Annotated in this window: 14 protein-coding genes; 5 read left to right on the forward strand and 9 right to left on the reverse strand. The window is 42.1% G+C overall.

Annotated features, from left to right (window positions below; translation table 11 throughout):
• Positions 1-30: 30 nt before the first annotated feature.
• Positions 31-1,305, reverse strand: coding sequence for a hypothetical protein (locus R8P61_31955; protein ID MDW3651740.1), 1,275 nt, complete (start codon positions 1,303-1,305; stop codon positions 31-33).
• Between the two features lie 226 nt (positions 1,306-1,531).
• Here R8P61_31955 and R8P61_31960 point away from each other — a divergent pair, with 226 nt between their 5' ends.
• Positions 1,532-2,704, forward strand: a complete 1,173-nt coding sequence (locus tag R8P61_31960) for a glycosyltransferase family 2 protein (protein MDW3651741.1) — start codon at positions 1,532-1,534, stop codon at positions 2,702-2,704.
• Positions 2,705-2,709: 5 nt separating this feature from the next.
• Here R8P61_31960 and R8P61_31965 read toward each other — a convergent pair whose 3' ends face one another.
• The 6 genes from R8P61_31965 to R8P61_31990 form a co-directional block, all read right to left on the reverse strand.
• On the reverse strand, positions 2,710-4,185 hold the full coding sequence (locus tag R8P61_31965) for a hypothetical protein (protein ID MDW3651742.1): 1,476 nt from the start codon (positions 4,183-4,185) through the stop codon (positions 2,710-2,712).
• 61 nt (positions 4,186-4,246) lie between these two features.
• Positions 4,247-5,998: a DUF885 family protein gene (locus R8P61_31970; protein MDW3651743.1), complete on the reverse strand. Its 1,752-nt coding sequence runs from the start codon at positions 5,996-5,998 to the stop codon at positions 4,247-4,249.
• A gap of 8 nt (positions 5,999-6,006) precedes the next feature.
• Positions 6,007-7,227: a M48 family metallopeptidase gene (locus R8P61_31975; GenBank protein ID MDW3651744.1), complete on the reverse strand. Its 1,221-nt coding sequence runs from the start codon at positions 7,225-7,227 to the stop codon at positions 6,007-6,009.
• Between the two features lie 4 nt (positions 7,228-7,231).
• The gene (locus R8P61_31980; GenBank protein ID MDW3651745.1) at positions 7,232-7,936 is read right to left on the reverse strand and encodes a Crp/Fnr family transcriptional regulator; all 705 of its coding nucleotides are present in this window, start codon (positions 7,934-7,936) and stop codon (positions 7,232-7,234) included.
• Between the two features lie 295 nt (positions 7,937-8,231).
• A complete protein-coding gene (locus R8P61_31985; GenBank protein ID MDW3651746.1) occupies positions 8,232-8,654 on the reverse strand; it encodes an OmpA family protein in 423 nt (140 codons plus the stop codon).
• 40 nt (positions 8,655-8,694) lie between these two features.
• Entirely contained in the window at positions 8,695-9,450 is a 756-nt protein-coding gene (locus R8P61_31990; protein ID MDW3651747.1) for a hypothetical protein, read from the reverse strand.
• Positions 9,451-9,491: 41 nt separating this feature from the next.
• On the opposite strand from R8P61_31990, the gene R8P61_31995 reads away from it, so the two are divergent.
• Positions 9,492-10,010, forward strand: a complete 519-nt coding sequence (locus R8P61_31995) for a hypothetical protein (GenBank protein ID MDW3651748.1) — start codon at positions 9,492-9,494, stop codon at positions 10,008-10,010.
• Here the strand turns inward: R8P61_31995 and R8P61_32000 are convergent.
• Positions 10,007-10,900 (reverse strand): nucleoside phosphorylase, encoded by an 894-nt coding sequence (locus tag R8P61_32000; protein MDW3651749.1) that lies wholly within the window; start codon positions 10,898-10,900, stop codon positions 10,007-10,009. The genes R8P61_31995 and R8P61_32000 overlap by 4 nt on opposite strands.
• Before the next feature lie 362 nt (positions 10,901-11,262).
• On the opposite strand from R8P61_32000, the gene R8P61_32005 reads away from it, so the two are divergent.
• Positions 11,263-12,129 (forward strand): sigma-70 family RNA polymerase sigma factor, encoded by an 867-nt coding sequence (locus tag R8P61_32005; GenBank protein MDW3651750.1) that lies wholly within the window; start codon positions 11,263-11,265, stop codon positions 12,127-12,129.
• 93 nt (positions 12,130-12,222) lie between these two features.
• Here R8P61_32005 and R8P61_32010 read toward each other — a convergent pair whose 3' ends face one another.
• Positions 12,223-13,626: a PQQ-dependent sugar dehydrogenase gene (locus tag R8P61_32010; GenBank protein ID MDW3651751.1), complete on the reverse strand. Its 1,404-nt coding sequence runs from the start codon at positions 13,624-13,626 to the stop codon at positions 12,223-12,225.
• 312 nt (positions 13,627-13,938) lie between these two features.
• Here R8P61_32010 and R8P61_32015 point away from each other — a divergent pair, with 312 nt between their 5' ends.
• Both R8P61_32015 and R8P61_32020 read left to right on the forward strand, forming a co-directional pair.
• Complete coding sequence (locus tag R8P61_32015; protein ID MDW3651752.1) at positions 13,939-14,703, forward strand: OmpA family protein; 765 nt, start codon at positions 13,939-13,941, stop codon at positions 14,701-14,703.
• A gap of 206 nt (positions 14,704-14,909) precedes the next feature.
• Entirely contained in the window at positions 14,910-16,490 is a 1,581-nt protein-coding gene (locus R8P61_32020) for a peptide chain release factor 3 (GenBank protein ID MDW3651753.1), read from the forward strand.
• Positions 16,491-16,599 lie beyond the last annotated feature (109 nt).

A 16,599-nucleotide genomic window follows, 5' to 3' on the forward strand; every position in this document is an offset into this window, starting at 1 on the left:
ATAAAGCTTTTGTTGCCTTTCAGGAAATATTTACCTGAAATACTGGATCTTCAACAATAAAATTAGCCAAAGTGCGAGTATAGCAAAAAATGAAAAAGCCGTAAGGACCCAGATAGCGCCGTTATTGGGTAAATAGGTTTTGGCTGATTCGACCAATTTTATTTCTGAGAGGTTTACAGAGCTGCTGCCCAAAACTTCCTGCAAATGTTGCTGAGCTTCCAGCAATGCCTTGCGGTCATTCTTTTCTTTCTCCCAAAATATCTTCAAATGCTTCTCCTCATATTTCTTGAGTCTGTCCTGAAGAGCCTTTAATTCTGCATTTATTAATCTTAGATCGTTTAAATTCTTACTTAGATCCAGTAAGAGACTTTCCTGATCTATCTCTTCATTTCTTACAGAAATAATGGTCGGGGCATTGCTTTCTTCCTCCCTTTTATTTCGAATTTTTTCCCGAAGCTCATTTATTTTTCCTTCCACTTCTACCAGATTCCGTTTGAGGGCAAAGATCTTTCTGCTGATTTCTCGCATAATAGAAGGACCTCCTCCGGAATTTAACTCCTGCTTTTCCAACTCCAGGCGTTCTTTACTTGCTTCCCAGCTATCTCGCCTTTGGGTAATGAGCAGCTTTTGCGCATTTATTCCTGCACTTACATTTCTTCTTCCTATTACTTCCTGGTACTGGATGATGAGGTAGGCCAATGTATTTACCATGAAATTGGCTCGCTTTTGATCCTCATCAAAAGCTTTCAAATACAAAAAATTGCTTTGAGGTACCCATTGAAGGTGAATTTTTGAAGACAGAGATTCAAAATCATTATGAAATATATTGAGGCTAAGCTCAATCAGGCTATCGAGTTGAACTTCTTCAGATTTCTTGTTTGCGAGAAACTCTATAGCTTCCATACTCTCAAGCATATAGTTGAGGAGCTCCGGCTGTTTGATTCCAATTTCCTGACTGAATCTTGCGCGCTTCTCTTCTTGCCTAAGGTCATAAGCGGTAAGTCTGCATCCCAGTAAATGCAATACCCGTGGAGATTTTACCTGAAAAGTAATTTGCTGGGAAAGTTCGACCATTTCCTCATAAAAGGATTCGGCAGAGCTGTCATTGCTTACGGGTTGTTGGATAGGCTCTTTGAATAAAAGCTCCAATTTGGCGGAAGAAATGTAAGAGGAGGGCTTACTAAGCAGAAATGCGTGTACCAGTACCGAAAGGAATACTGGTATAGATAAAAGAACCAGTATCTTTTGGGGCCATTGTTTTAGGGAGTAAAGAAATCTTTTGATAGTAAGCTGGGCAGAATTCATGGAATCAGTTTACCGGCAAAGTGATTCTTTAAAATTATCATCTTAGTTCGATTAATCAGACTAATCTCTTTCCAGCAGGATTAGAGGATGACTGATCGGATAAAATAGGAACCTGAATTGTCCCAATTCGGACAATTATTCTGAAGGATTTCCTGAATTTTTCTGAATATTGCAGATAGAGTCAAAAAAGGATCTATTCTTTAGAGGGATCCTAATCATTGGGTACATGTTATTAGTCTTCTGGATTTCCTTTGCCATTCTTTTCTATACCTATTTTGGGTATGGGATTCTGCTATATATATGGCTTAAATTTTTCCGGAAGAAAAGCTATGAAATCGGAGGCTATGACAATCCTCGTGATCTTCCTGAACTCACCCTTCTGATCGCTGCCTATAATGAAGCGGATTTTCTGGAAGAAAAGATTGCCAATTGTTTCAAATTGCAATACCCCAAGGAGAAACTAAAGATCTGTTTTGTTACAGATGGTACCACCGATAATAGCCAGGAAATCCTTTCTCTTTATCCAGGTATCCAGGTGTTTCACGAAGAGGAGCGTAGAGGTAAGATGGCAGCTGTGGATCGGGTCATCCCTTTGATCGATTCTTCAGTCACAGTTTTGAGTGATGCAAACAGCCTCCTGAATCCCGGGGCCATGCTCCAACTGGCCGATCATTTTGCAGACCCTAAGATCGGGGCAGTTGCGGGGGAGAAAAAAATTCGGGTAGGACGAGTGGCAGATGCTACCTCCGGGGAAGGACTTTACTGGAAATATGAATCCAAACTTAAATCCTGGGATTCTGAATTGCATTCGGTAGTAGGGGCAGCGGGCGAATTATTTGCGTTTCGCACGGAACTTTATGAAGAATTGCCCAGCGATACCCTTATCGAGGATTTTGTTCAAAGCATGCTGATTGCCCGAAAAGGATATAAGGTAGCTTATGAAGCAGATGCCTATGCGGAAGAATATAGTTCGGCATCTATACAGGATGAGTTAAAAAGAAAAATTCGCATTGCAGCCGGAGGTATACAAGCCGTAGTTCGTCTAAGGGATTTGCTCAATCCTTTCAAATACAAATTGCTCAGCTTTCAGTATATCTCGCATCGGGTCCTGCGCTGGACCCTCGCACCTTTGGCCCTGGTTTTCCTTTTTATCAGCAATATTTTTCTGTTGAAGGGATCTGGCTTTTATCAGCTGGTCTTCCTGGGCCAACTATCATTTTATCTGGCGGCTATCCTGGGATACTTCCTGGAAAGGAAAAAGATTCGCCTGAAACTCCTCTTTGTCCCTTTCTACTTTTGTATGATGAACTATGCCGTCTTCGCAGGATTTCGGAGGTATCTACAGGGGCGTCAGAGCGTTCTATGGGAGAAGGCTCAAAGAAAGCAACACAATTTCTAAAGATGTTATTTATCGCCTCTGATCCGGGCATTTAAATCTTCCTCATTGATGATCAATTGAGAAAGTAGCCAGGAGTCTCTGATGGCATCCTTGTACTTGGGTAAAAGGATGAGGTCTTCATAATAAGAACCTCCTGCAGAAAAACGAACCGTGATTTCCTGCTCGGAATTTCTGGCAATCACTTCCATCATCCCATTATCCGCTCCTCCCTGGAAATGAATTTCCTCGATAACGCGATTTCCTTTGCGATATCGAACACTTCTGGGATCGAGGGCTCGAATCCTGTCTGAGATGACTTCTTCTCCATTTACATAGAGATGGATACGGGTATGGTAAAGACCTCTTTCAGAAGAATAATGAGACTGGAGATAAGCTTCTCCATCTATATTTACATGGGCCGAAAGAAAACTCTTAAGGAAGGCTTCTTCATCTTTGAGGTAAAGGCATTCATATTCTGCTTTTTCCGCGCTGATGCCCTGATGAAGCCTGAAACGGCCTTTCAATAGATCAATTACCCAGTCGTTTTCAAAAATATCGATGATTTCCTCTCCGGAACTTGAGCTGATGAGTTGATTGAGTTCATCATTTGAGGTGCTAAACTCATCTTCATAGCTTGACCATCTGACTTCATTTTCCGCTTCGAGGCAATCGAGGTCGAACATCTTAAAGCTGGAATAGTCATCCAGCACTATATAAATTTTATTGTCTCCGCAATAGAGCAGTACTTCTTCCGCATAGCTCAATACATCGCTCACCCGAACTTCCATGCCCGGATTTTCAGGGTCGAGATGTTTGTCCGGACCATCTGCACGGTGGCGATATCTAAGGCTCGCATGATTTTCCAGGAAAAATCTTTGTCCGATAAAAGTCTCGGACATTTCGGTACGGCTATCGATTTGGTCTATTGATTCGGCTCTCACAAATACATGAGAAACATCCGGATAACCGGGATAAAAAATGTAGGTAGAACTATTGCCTTCCAGTAAGACATAGTCGCTATTATTTTCCAGTACTTTCAGTTTTACTCCACTAAGGCTTTTGCTATTGACCGGATCCAATCCCAGAGGAAGGATAAGATAAGGGTCTTCCCAGGTGCCTGCGAGAGGTCCTTCAAAGCCGGGTCGAGGAGTGAAAAAATGAAAATGTGAAGGAAGAAAATTTAGTCCGTATACGTTTCCATCCCCAAAAACCAGTTCGTACTTTTCCCCATCTTCGATCCCTTGCTTCATTTCTTTTTTTGAAGCGGGCCTCAGATATTCAAAATACTTGGTCTCGGCTGGACTTTGATCATATTTTCCGGAAGCGAGTGCCTCCAAATATGCGTTGCTAAGGTAGATCTCCTGATCTACTTGTAAAGTTCCTAATTCAGTATCTATCGTATAGCTCAGTAAAGAATAATCTCTTGAACAAGTCTCTCCTTTTTGCGCATAGGTTGTAAAGAAGATAAGACACAGAAAAAGGCTTGATGCAGTAATTTTCACATTCATAAGCATCTCCTCTGGATAAGAAACGGACAGTTAAGCTGGAATCCTTACTATGCAATTAACGTTCCATATTTGCTGTTCCATATACATTCACCAGGCGTTTAAGCAAATTCCAGGGCAATGGCCCATGTGCAAAGCAGATGCTATGGAACGATTTAAAGGTCAACTTGTTAGGGAATCTTACTTGTGCTTCCTCAAGCAATTTTGAAAATTGATTGGCGCCATAGATTGCCGCAGTATAAGATCCCGGATCAGCAAAGATCTGAAGCATTAGCTCTTCTACTTCGGAAGAAGAGGAAAAACTGTTTTTTCTGAGAAAGGCTTCGGCTTCTTGCGAACTCCAGGATTTAAGGTGTATCCCTATTTCGGCGAGCATGGCTGCCTGGTTTTTTATCTGTAATTCCAGGTAGTCTTTTCGTGAATAAGGATTTTCAGAGAAAAGATACAAAGGCTCATTGGCAAGACGAAGCACATATGTCTGCCAACCTTTCTCCCATGCCGGATAATCCGAAAGTCTGATGTAAGATAACTCTCTATCGGACAACTGTTTTAGGGTATGAGTACCCGGATAAAGGTTTTTATATAAAAGGATATTTTGTTCAAATAGGCTGAGTTCCTGCCATTTTCCTTCGTCTACTACGACACGTGCCTTCCGCAGCTGATCGAGAGAAGCCGCTTCATATTTGAGGACAAAATTTTCAGATAGATGACTGGGTTTCAACATGATCTCGGGAGAACGCTGAGGCAAACTGTCGAAGAGTCCGATCATCTGCTCGCGGGCCTTACGCATACTTGAGGCAAATACCTGAACCTGCTCAACCCGATTTCGCTTCCGTTTTTCAATTGTTTTTCTTTTTAGTCCCGCGTCCTCGATTTCTTTATTTACTTCATTCAGGAGTAGCTGGAGGCTATCCAGTTTAAGCTGTCCCTCACTAAATAAGCTTTCCGGATCAACTTCCGCCCCACAATAGCTATTAAGTTTCCATCTGAAAAAATCCTCTGATCCCGTATTTTCTGGGGAGGGGGTCAATTCATCCAGCAAAGGCAGAATCTTTTCATAGGAGGGAATAAGGTAATCTCTAAGGTTCCTTTCTGTTACTTCCAGATAATCTCCCGCTTCATAGAGGTTCATTTCTGTGGGATTTACCCCATTGAGTTTGATGGCTAATCCCCGATAAATGGGATTTAGCTCGATATCACTGGCCAGCAAACTTTCTATTTCTTTTTTGCTTATTTCTATGACTTTGGCAGAACTGTAAATGCCTGCTGCCTGACGGGCTTGAAGGAGTGAAACGGCATCTCGAAGATAAGCAGGAACCATTCTCAGGCGAGCATTATAATCTTCGGTTTCTTCTTTAGTTGAACAAAGCTGATTATGAAAGCTTAGCATCAGTTTTGCATGAAAGCCATTAATTGGGCTGAGGGGATCCTCGTATAAATAGAATTTTTCTCCAGCTATGGCTTGTTGAATGGCCCAGATATCTGCTTTCCGTACTATTTTTTGTATAGAATCTTGCAGAGCCGGAGCCGCCTTCAGGTTCTCGAGCTGATTTTTAAGAAGATTTATCCTCGATTTTTGACCTTCCTGATCTATAGCATTGAGGGTATGTCCGTTTTTCCCAAATTCATCCAAAAAATCCGGGCGCAGCGTGGATAGTTCCTGGGGAAGGCTAGCGATATAAGCTTTGAAATCTTCAGATGCTTCGATTTTCTCCTCCGAACTTTCTTCACAAGAAAAGAAACTCAATCCTAAGCCTAAGCTCAGCATATAAAGAATCGAAGTAAAATGGCGGAGCCTTGAATGTCTCATGCGATGATTTATGCCCCCAAAGCTTTTAGTCTTTGTAAGAGGGTGGGGTGTGAGTAATTGAAAAATACGTAGAGGGGATGCGGGGTCAGATTGCTTAGGTTTTCCTGATGGAGTTTGACAAGTGCATCTTGCAAAGGCTGGGCTTTAAAAGTTTCTGCTGCATAGCGATCAGCCTCATATTCATTCTTTCGGGAGAAGAGGTTCATGAATAGACCGATGACCAAAGATATGGGGCTATAAAGCAGGGCGAAAGCCATCAGATTGAGATGGATTACACTGGCACTTCCTCCCATTGCTGCGGTAAAAGATTCGCTAAAGACAAAAAAGGAGAGGATGAAAAGCATCAAGCCACTTTGAGCAATGCTCAAAACCAAACTTTGAATGATGTGTTTCTTTTTAAAATGCCCCACCTCATGTGCGAGTACTGCCAGCAATTCTTCTTCCTCATGTTGCTCAATGAGGGTATCATAGAGCACAACTTTCTTTTGTTTACCTAAACCGGAGAAAAATGCATTGGCTCGACTGGATCTTTTCGATCCATCAATGACAAATACATTATCCAGGGGAAATTTTACCTTTTCACTATAGCCTTCAATCGCTGTTCGTAAGGGACCTTCTTCTAAAGGGGTCAACTTATTGAAAAGCGGCATGATCAGGCTGGTGTAGAAAATATTCATCAGGAGGGTAAAGGAACTGATGAAGATCCAGAACCATATCCAGAAAGATTGCCCCAGCCATTGGATGAGAAAAATCAGGGCTCCGAGCACCAGCGAACCTAAGATGATTCCTAGCAGATAGGATTTCAGTTTGTCTATCCAGAAGGTCTTAACCGTCGTTTTATTAAAGCCAAATTTCTCTTCGATTACAAAGGTCTTATACCACTGAAAAGGAAGAGTACTGATGTCCGAGATGATGCCTAGTACTCCAAAAAAAAGAAGCGCCAGTAAAACGGGATGTTCTGTTAGCGTCCGCAATTGTTCGTCCAACCATCCAAAGACTCCAAAATAGAGGAGGGCCAGCATGATGGGGAAGCTGATAAGCGTTTGGATCAGAGAAAAGCGGTAGTTTTCCTTATGATAGTCATAGCTTTTTGCATAGGCTTCCGGATCATAACTGTCGGACAGTTCTTTGGGAAGGTCAGCTGTATGGTTCCTGAGATTGAGCCAGGAAAGCAGCTGGGCAAAAAGGGTATTTACTACCAGGATAATGAGGATGAGTTGAAGGATCATCTACTCAGGCATTGGGGGTAAGTTCAGAACGGAGACCATTGAGATCACGTACCGTAATCCTTTTTCGGTCAAAATCCAGCAGTTTGGATTCCCTGAACTGATTGAGAACAGTGGTAACCGTTTGACGGGAAGTACCCGTGAAGCTGGCGATTTCCTGATGGGTCAGGTAATTTTTTAAAACTACGGCTCCATCCATAGTCGTACGTCCACTTTTATCCGCTTGCTCCAATACATACTCAGCAATTCGAGCTTTTGCGTCTTTAAATAAAAGGGATTCCAATCTTTTCTGGCTATAAATCACACGTTGGCCCATCAGTCGGTGGAGGAAAGAACGGAAACCATCCGTATTTCTCATCATGTCCACGACCTGATCTGCTGTAAGGATACACAATTCGCAATCCTCTGCAGCCTGGGCATAATCATTCCTTTTTGCCGCTCCATATACCGCCAACTCACCAAAGATTTCTCCTTCGTGCAAAACGGCTTTGATCATTTCATTCCCTTCTTCGGTATAGCCTGCGATTTTTATGGCACCACTATGTATGAAATAAACCTTGTCGGCAGTATCGTCGCTGAAATATATGAAGTCCCCTTTTTTAAATTCCTTCTTCGCCTGCTTATTATATTTTCCTTCGCCATCTGTAATCGGGCAAAAACACTCCTTTAAATTGAGGTCTTCCAGATACCAGATATTACTCTTATTGTTCATAAAAATAAATTCTACTAGGTCTGTAAGTAAAACAGATTTTGTTGAAACACCTGATATAGCTGTCATTGCGAGGGGACCGAAGCAGTCCCTTTGGCCATGAATGTTATCGGGTATAAAGGAGATTGCTTCACTTCTTTCGCGATTATTACGATTGAAGTTTTGCGTTAAAGCAAATATTCTCTCCCAACTTATCCTGTTACAAAAATACTATACTAATATGCGATCTACAAGGCATAAAAGTATCACGAGTGGGGATTTGTTTAGATTTTTATTCTCTTTAAATATCAGGGACTTGCTATAGGTAGAGAGGTGTCAGGATAATATCCACCCTTCGATTGGCCATTCTTCCTCTTGCAGTCTTATTATCGTAGAGGTTGTTGAACTGCCCGTTATCCTCCTGAAGGATCTTTTCATTTTCAATATCCAGCCGAAGCAGTTGTCCCCGCACAGATCGGCTTCTTTGTTGGGAGAGCCATTCATTATATTCGACTCCTCCCACATTATCTGTATAGCTGGAGATGGAAATTTGGTATTGCTCGATATTAGGAATGGATTGGATAAACTCCTGAATTTCTTTCACCTGTACCCCATCTATATAATAACTCCCTCCTCCGAAGTAAACACTCTTTACCAGAGTTTCCTGAGAAAAGGCTGTCAGGAGACTGAGGCAAGTCAGCAATAGACTTAATACATACTTCGCAGGCGTATTAACAAGCATGAGATTGACTTGGAGGTAAAAAAGGAGATGCATCTATAAATTACTTATTCCTCTTTCCAATTTCAAGCTTTCTCTCTCCACTTTTTCCCAATCCCTGTTTTTTCTCATAAGCTCTCCTCCGTTTGTAAGTAGCTTTCAACTGAGCAATTCGTACTTCCAAATTGTCCCTGCAAGCATCACTCAAAACATAGAGGCCTGATTTCTCTCCTTTTAATTGAGCTTTATAGGCTTCCAATTCTTCTTTCGCCAGGTTTGAAGGTGCATAAATAAAAGCTTCTGTAGTTTTCTGAGAAAAGTCCTTCTCCATTGCAAGGGCCAGCTTTTCTTTCTTTTCATCACTCATCTGCTTGAAGCCTTCATAGGTCGGTAGAATATCTGCTTTAAAGTGCGAGAGGTTTAAAGCGACTTCTTTCGGGTGAGGCTGATAAGTGTAAGTATGGCCTGTATCCCATTGAAGGATAATTCCCTGTTTATCACGACCCAATTTGTATTTCCCTTTTTTTTGGAGCTGGAAGTGTATGTATTCGTGGTAAAGGATAGAGAGGCTATCATCGAAGGTCTGAAAAACGCTTTGGACATTTCCGAAAAAGATGCTGTCTTTTTCAAATTTCGCATTGGCGATGAGTTTTTTGTCGAGGATGAGAGGAGGAAAATCTGTGAGCGTTTTTCCCTGAAGTTGAGAAATGCGATGGATCATCTCTTGCCGCAAAAACTGGATTCGGTCCTGCGCCTGACTGCCAGCCGACAGAAAGAGAGAAAACAGAATAATTAGCCGGCTTTTTTTGAAGAAAACCATCTGAGATTTGATTTATTACGTATATTCAGCAAACTCTCATAATGTACGAAATCCAATTTTCCGAAAGACAAAATTATAGACAAATCTGGGTTTGGGTGCTGCTGCTTTCGGTAGCCGGATTATTTCTCTGGGGCATTGTCCAGCAAATATTTCTCAACATCCCTTTTGGTAATCAACCTGCTTCTGATACCCTGCTTATGTCGCTGAGTTTGGTACCCATGGCGCTCATTGGTATGTTTCTCTATTTGCGCCTGGATACAGATGTAAATGGAACGGGGATACGGATTCAGTACCGTCCTTTTCACATGAAGCCTCGATTTATAGACTGGAAGGATGTTAAGAGTATAGAATTGAAAAGAATCAGTCCCTGGAAATTGGGAGGTTGGGGACTTCGTTTCAGTGGGAGTTCAATCGTATATAGTGTTGGAGGAAATACCTATTTGAAATTGACCTATTCCAGAGGGCGGGCCTTGCTGATCGGAACCCAAAGGCCCAAGGAACTGCAGGAGGCTTTGAAAAAGTGTTTACCTCCCGGCAAGCCTATCAGTTCAGATTACTAATCCCATCTTAGCATAAGTTCAATTCCCGTTTTTATCAGTTTTTCGACTACCCCTGCTGGATCATCTGAAAACTTTCCGGTACTTCTGTTGGCGAGTATGGCTGAAAGGGAAGCCGCCTGATGTCCCAATCCTTTTCCCAATCCCAAAATCCCCGAAGTTTCCATTTCCAGATTCAAAACAGGTAAACCTGCAAAGTGAAATTTCTTTAATTGATCAATAAGATCCGCAGATCGAAGGGGAACTCGCCCCAGATTTCTTCCCTGAGGGCCATAAAAACCTGCAGCAGTCAGGGTAATCCCTTCTTTAATAGGAGATTCTCCCTTTCCAATCAGCTCAGAAAAACTTTGAGAGGCCTCACTTGCATAAAAGGCAGGACTTGAGGGGAGATAATCTACCTGGAAATCCAATAAAGCCTTTTGAAAAGTAAGATTGGTAAATTCCTGGGTATCATAAAAATGCATCAGACTATCTGCACCAATGGCGTAGCGCGAATTTACCAGACTTCCTACAGCTATATCTTCCTGCAAACCACCACAGGTTCCCAATCGCAAAACCTTGATCGAATGTAGTTGGTCATTTATGGTCCTGCTGTGGAGGTCGAAATTGAAAATGGCATCCAGCTCATTCCAAACAATATCAATATTATCTGTGCCTATACCTGTTGATATGACACTGAGATCTGTTTTTCCTATTCTACCTGTGATGGTGAAAAATTCTCGATTTTTTACCTGAAAGCTGATTTGGTCAAAATATTTGCTTACTTTTTCTACTCGCATCGGATCTCCGACAAAAAAGACTTTCTCAGCCACTTGTCCCGGCTTTAGGTGCAAATGATAGAGGGATCCATCGGGATTTAGAATGAGCTCTGATGCTTTCTTTGACTGTTTCATAGGAAATGCGACTCCTTGAAGTTAAACAAAAATAGCCTATAATGGAGTTACTGTATATGACGGAAGTTTTATTGTGTTATGAAAGGTTTTCTTGTCACTTTAACCTAAAAAGACCGTCTTACATAAGGAATTTCCCCTGTACATCCATACAGTCTGGGCAGCTTTTTTGTCAATCCGTACACAAATAGCAGGAGGGGTCAGATCTTTGCACAACAAGTAAGATGTTACATTCGTATCATTTATTGTATTTGCGAATGAAAAGGAAAGCCTTTAATTTTGCGGATCAGGAAAGGAAAAACCCAACAATAAGCGCTTTTTTGCGTTAAATCGCCCTCTAAAGCAATCATATTAGCCAAAGATAAATGAGACAACTCAAGATTAGTAAGCAAATTACCAACCGGGAATCCCAATCCCTGGACAAATATCTTCAGGAAATTGGTAAAGTTGAGTTGCTTACGCCGGATGAAGAGGTGGAATTGGCTCGCAGGATTAAACAAGGAGACCAGGTAGCATTGGAGAAATTGACCAAAGCCAACCTACGTTTCGTGGTTTCTGTTGCTAAACAGTATCAGAACCAGGGACTGTCTCTGGGAGACCTGATCAATGAAGGCAACCTTGGACTAATCAAAGCGGCAAAACGTTTTGATGAAACCCGGGGATTCAAATTCATTTCCTATGCAGTTTGGTGGATCCGCCAAAGTATTCTTCAAGCATTAGCAGAGCAATCTCGGATTGTTCGTCTGCCATTGAACAGGGTAGGAGCCCTAAACAAAATTGGTAAGGCATTCTCAAAGCTGGAACAGGAATTTGAACGTGAACCTTCTCCTGAAGAAATTTCGGAAGTACTGGAAAACATGAGTGAGGAAGAGATTTCCGACACCCTCAAGATTTCCGGACGCCATGTGTCTGTTGATGCACCCTTCGTACAAGGAGAAGAGAATCGTCTGCTGGACGTACTGGAAAATGATGCAGAACCCAATCCAGACAACGAACTAATCAATGAATCACTCAGCAAAGAGGTAGAGCGTGCCCTGAGTACCCTTACCCAAAGAGAAGCTGAAGTTATCCGTTTGTATTTCGGAATTGGAGTTGAGCATTCCCTTACGCTGGAAGAGATTGGAGAGAAATTCGATCTTACCCGTGAGCGTGTACGTCAGATCAAAGAAAAGGCAATACGCCGCCTGCGTCATACATCTCGCAGTAAAGGATTAAAAACCTACCTGGGATAATCCTCAGGTATTGAAAAATAAAAACGGGAGCAGATATCTGTTCCCGTTTTTTTATGTGTTAAATTAGAGAAGCTCATGAGCTTCTCTACAGTTTTATTCGACAAATACCTTTCCGCTAAATAATTTCTCTCCTCGAATCTCAAGCAAGTATATTCCTGAAGCAAGATTTCTTCTTTCCAGTTGCAATTCTCCACTCCTGATATCTCGCAGTTCTCGAACTACCTGCCCCTGACTGTTGATCAGTTTTAAGGTATAGGGTTTAGCATCTGCATTGTCAAACTCGACCCGCAGGACATCTTTGAAGGGATGGGGATAGAGTTTTACGGGCAAAGCATCAACTCCGGGTGTAACAGCTGTATTGGCATCCGCGATCTTGTAGATAGTTCCGGAATTATGATCCGCTACATAGATCTCTCCAGCTGAATCTTCTCCAAAAGTGCTAAGCCTGTCTCTGGAGAGCAGCTGGCCCTGACGAGTTGTATCCCAGGCTCCATTTCCATCCGGAAAAATGGTAAAGACTTGCCCACTATTATAATCTCCTCCTATATAATGTCCAAGCAGGCCGGGATGATCCTGTCCTCGATAAACAAAGCCGCCTGTAATGGAGGAACCTGAATTGAAAGCGTGGAGGTATTCAAATACGGGGGCTACATAATCAGATACTGCCCCACAATTGCTGGTATTGAAATCATGATCCCCTTCCCGGCATCTCCATCCATAATTTAATCCTCCAGAATTAGCGGCTTCAAAACTTACTTCTTCATACTGATTCTGGCCTACATCAGCAATCCACATATCACCCGTTTGTCTGTCAAAAGAAAAACGCCAGGGGTTACGCCAGCCAAGAGACCATATTTCATCCAGGACATTGACGTCATTTATAAAAGGATTGTCAGCCGGGATGCTATAGGGTAAACCATTGTCTACATCGAGACGAAGAATTTTTCCGTGGAAAGTGGTGGTCTTCTGCCCATTGTTTAGGGGATCGTTTCCACTACCTCCATCTCCAAAAGCAATATATAAAAAGCCATCTGGGCCGAAGTTCAGGTCTCCTCCATTGTGATTGGTAAAGGGTTGGCCAAGGGTGAGAATCGTTTCTGCAGAAGCCTTATCGGCCAAATTCGGATTTTGAGCATCAACCGTATATCGAACTACTTTTGTGTCAATCCCGGAAGTGGTGAAATTGACAAAGAAATATCCATTGCTGCTATAATTGGGATGAAACGCCAGGCCCAATAGACCGAGCTCACCTCCCGATCGTACCTCTGGGTCGATATCCAGAAAGGGAACGGATTCAGTCGTTCCATCCGGGTTTACAATATATATCCTGCCGGCTTGCTCGACAACGAATAATCTGTCATCTCCGGCAGATGCAATATCGACCGGGTCGTTAAATCCTGAGGCAAATGATTGTAGAGTGATTCTGGGTTGGGAGAACAGTTGGGTGAATGAAAGCATAAGAATTATGCTTGCGATTGTGTAATTGATTCTGTTCATAGGCTTCGATGGTTTTCGAATGATGAAAATTATTCTGTTCTAGAATATGGGTAAAATAGGATTCCTTAACTCAATGTTTCCTGATTTTAACAATACCCTTCTTTGAGTGTTTTGAAAATTCGTTATTACGGTAATCAGGACTAATCTATTTGCAAAAACTCCAATTTATAGGTGATTTATGGGTATATTTGGGCCTCAAACTTGCTTATTTGCCTAAGTATGAATATCTATGTCACTTGAAATTTGAAGTCATAAAAAACGCTAAGAAACTGACTTAAGTTTGAAAATAAGACTATCAACGCAAATTCTATCATGAAAGTATCTTTTAATCTCCTAAAAGTATTCCCCCTCATCCTCGCAATGGGACTTATGTCTTCTTGTGTATCTAAAAAGGTATATACAGAAGATTTAGCCCGTGCAAATGCTGAAAAGAGCGCACTTGAAAGTGAGCTTGCAACAGCTCGTGAAGAAACTGAGAATGTAAGAGGACAAATGGCTGAGCTAGAAAATAACCTCAGCATGAAGTCTGATGAGATCGTTTCTTTAAGTTCTGAGATCAAAAAGAACAATGAGCAAATTGCTGAGCTTCAAAATGCGATCAAAGATGTATTTGAGATCTACAACTCTGCAGATTTCAGCATCGAAGAGAAAAATGGAAAGCTTTATCTTACTATGGATAACAAGATCCTTTTTGACTCTGGAAGAGACAGAATCAAAAAAGAATCTAAAGATCTCATTACTTCTTTGGCCACTGCTTTCAACAGCAATCCTGGTCTGAACATCTACGTTGAAGGGCATACCGACAACGAGCCTATCAAAATCCACAGAAATCGTTACAAAGATAACTGGAGCTTGAGTGTTGCTCGTGCATTGAACGTTGTTCGTATGCTTGAAGAAGGTGGTGTAGCTGCCAGCCGTCTGACTGCTTCTGGAAAAGGTGATACACAGCCTATCGCTAGCAATGATTCCGAAGAAGGAAGAGAAACTAACAGAAGAACTGAGTTTGTTATCGCTCCTAAAATCGAAGGTTTGTACAAAATGTACAAAAATGGATTTGAGTCTTCTAGCTCAAACTAGTCGATAATAAATAAAGATATTCAGCCTCGCAGGTTTTCCTGCGGGGCTTTTGTTTTTGGGGATGTATTGTAGTGCGTAAGTGTTATAGTTTAGATTGTCTACTTGCACTATAACACTCCAACACTCCTCAACTATAACACTTCCTAAAAATTCCCTAAATTTGCCCTCCAAATTATCCAGCAACAATCGAATAGAATCTTTCCCACATGGGTTTTAAACAAGAAATAGAGCGTAGAAGGACCTTTGCCATCATCTCCCACCCGGATGCCGGTAAAACGACTTTGACCGAAAAACTTTTACTTTTCGGTGGAGCTATCCAGGTAGCAGGGGCTGTGAAATCCAATAAGATCAAAAGAGGAGCGACTTCAGACTTTATGGAAATAGAGCGGCAAAGGGGTATCTCTGTAGCAACCTCTGTGATGGGATTTGAATACAAAGGTTTGCAGATCAATATTCTGGATACTCCCGGTCACCAGGACTTCGCGGAGGATACCTTTCGGACCCTGACCGCTGTCGATAGTGTGATTGTGGTGATAGATGTGGCCAAAGGGGTGGAGACACAGACAGAAAAACTGGTGGAAGTGTGCCGGATGCGAGATACTCCGGTCATTGTTTTTATCAATAAGCTGGATAGGGAAGGTAAAGACCCTTATGAATTGCTGGATGAAATCGAGCAGAAGCTCAAATTGAATGTAAGACCTTTGAGTTGGCCAGTCGGTATGGGGAAAAACTTTCAGGGAGTTTATAATCTCTTTGAGCAGAACCTGATCCTGATTGATGCCCATAGTAAACAAGTCGCTGAGGAAGGACTCGGATTTGAAGATCTTTCCGTTCCAGAGTTGGAGTCTTACATTGGAGAAACAGCAGCAGACACCCTAAGAGAAGAGGTTGAGTTGATCAATGGTGTATATGAAGACTTTGATCAGGAGGCTTATCTGGCTGGGAAACTTTCTCCCATCTTCTTCGGATCTGCCATTAATAACTTTGGAGTCAGGGAACTTTTGGATTGCTTCATTCAGATAGCTCCTCATCCGAAACATGCCTATACAGAAGAAAGGAAGATTGATGCCTTTGAAGATAAGTTTTCTGGCTTTGTGTTTAAGATACATGCTAATCTTGACCCTAAACATAGGAATCGTGTGGCTTTTGTGAGGGTTTGTTCAGGTACTTTTGAAAGAGGAAAACCTTATTTGCATACACGACTGGAGAAGAAACTGAAATTTCCCAGCCCGACCTCCTTCATGGCCTCCAAAAAGTCTGTGATAGATGAGGCCTATCCGGGAGATATCGTGGGACTATATGATACCGGGAATTTGAAGATTGGAGATACCTTGACAGAGGGCGAAAAGCTTCATATCAAAGGGATTCCCAGCTTTTCACCCGAACTCTTCCAATACGTTGAGAATGGAGATCCCATGAAGTCCAAACAATTGGCCAAAGGTCTGGCACAATTGACGGATGAAGGAGTTGCTCAGCTTTTTACCCATCAATTTAGTGGGAGAAAGCTGGTTGGAACCGTAGGAGCGCTGCAATTTGAGGTAATTCAATATCGCCTCAAACACGAATATAATGCTACCTGTATCTATCGCTCGGCTGATTTGTACAAAGCTTGCTGGATTAGTTCTGAAGATCCTGCCCAAATCAAAGCCTTCAGGCAGCGCAAGCAAAGAAATATGGCCAAGGATAAGGACGGTCGCGATGTCTTCCTCGCATCTTCTGCCTGGGATTTAAATTCAACCAAGGATTTATTTCCTGAAGTAGAGTTTCACTATACGAGTGAGTTTTAACCCCTTGCCTCAGGCCCACGGTTAAAAGAAAGTGTTAGTGTTTTAGGGTGTTAGTGTTTTTGCATCAAGTAAAACACGAAACGCCAACATCCTACCACTCAAACACGCT

The organism is Bacteroidia bacterium, from assembly GCA_033391075.1.
Classification (GTDB): domain Bacteria; phylum Bacteroidota; class Bacteroidia; order J057; family J057; genus JAWPMV01.

Coding starts and splice junctions, on each gene's coding strand:
- R8P61_31970 (MDW3651743.1), bottom strand. CDS start 5,998: ATGAGACATTCAAGGCTCCGCCATTTTACTTCGATTCTTTATATGCTG.
- R8P61_32000 (MDW3651749.1), bottom strand. CDS start 10,900: ATGAAACAGTCAAAGAAAGCATCAGAGCTCATTCTAAATCCCGATGGA.
- R8P61_31995 (MDW3651748.1), top strand. CDS start 9,492: ATGTACGAAATCCAATTTTCCGAAAGACAAAATTATAGACAAATCTGG.
- R8P61_31990 (MDW3651747.1), bottom strand. CDS start 9,450: ATGGTTTTCTTCAAAAAAAGCCGGCTAATTATTCTGTTTTCTCTCTTT.
- R8P61_32010 (MDW3651751.1), bottom strand. CDS start 13,626: ATGAACAGAATCAATTACACAATCGCAAGCATAATTCTTATGCTTTCA.
- R8P61_31975 (MDW3651744.1), bottom strand. CDS start 7,227: ATGATCCTTCAACTCATCCTCATTATCCTGGTAGTAAATACCCTTTTT.
- R8P61_32005 (MDW3651750.1), top strand. CDS start 11,263: ATGAGACAACTCAAGATTAGTAAGCAAATTACCAACCGGGAATCCCAA.
- R8P61_31985 (MDW3651746.1), bottom strand. CDS start 8,654: ATGCTTGTTAATACGCCTGCGAAGTATGTATTAAGTCTATTGCTGACT.
- R8P61_31960 (MDW3651741.1), top strand. CDS start 1,532: ATGTTATTAGTCTTCTGGATTTCCTTTGCCATTCTTTTCTATACCTAT.
- R8P61_31955 (MDW3651740.1), bottom strand. CDS start 1,305: ATGAATTCTGCCCAGCTTACTATCAAAAGATTTCTTTACTCCCTAAAA.
- R8P61_32015 (MDW3651752.1), top strand. CDS start 13,939: ATGAAAGTATCTTTTAATCTCCTAAAAGTATTCCCCCTCATCCTCGCA.
- R8P61_32020 (MDW3651753.1), top strand. CDS start 14,910: ATGGGTTTTAAACAAGAAATAGAGCGTAGAAGGACCTTTGCCATCATC.
- R8P61_31980 (MDW3651745.1), bottom strand. CDS start 7,936: ATGAACAATAAGAGTAATATCTGGTATCTGGAAGACCTCAATTTAAAG.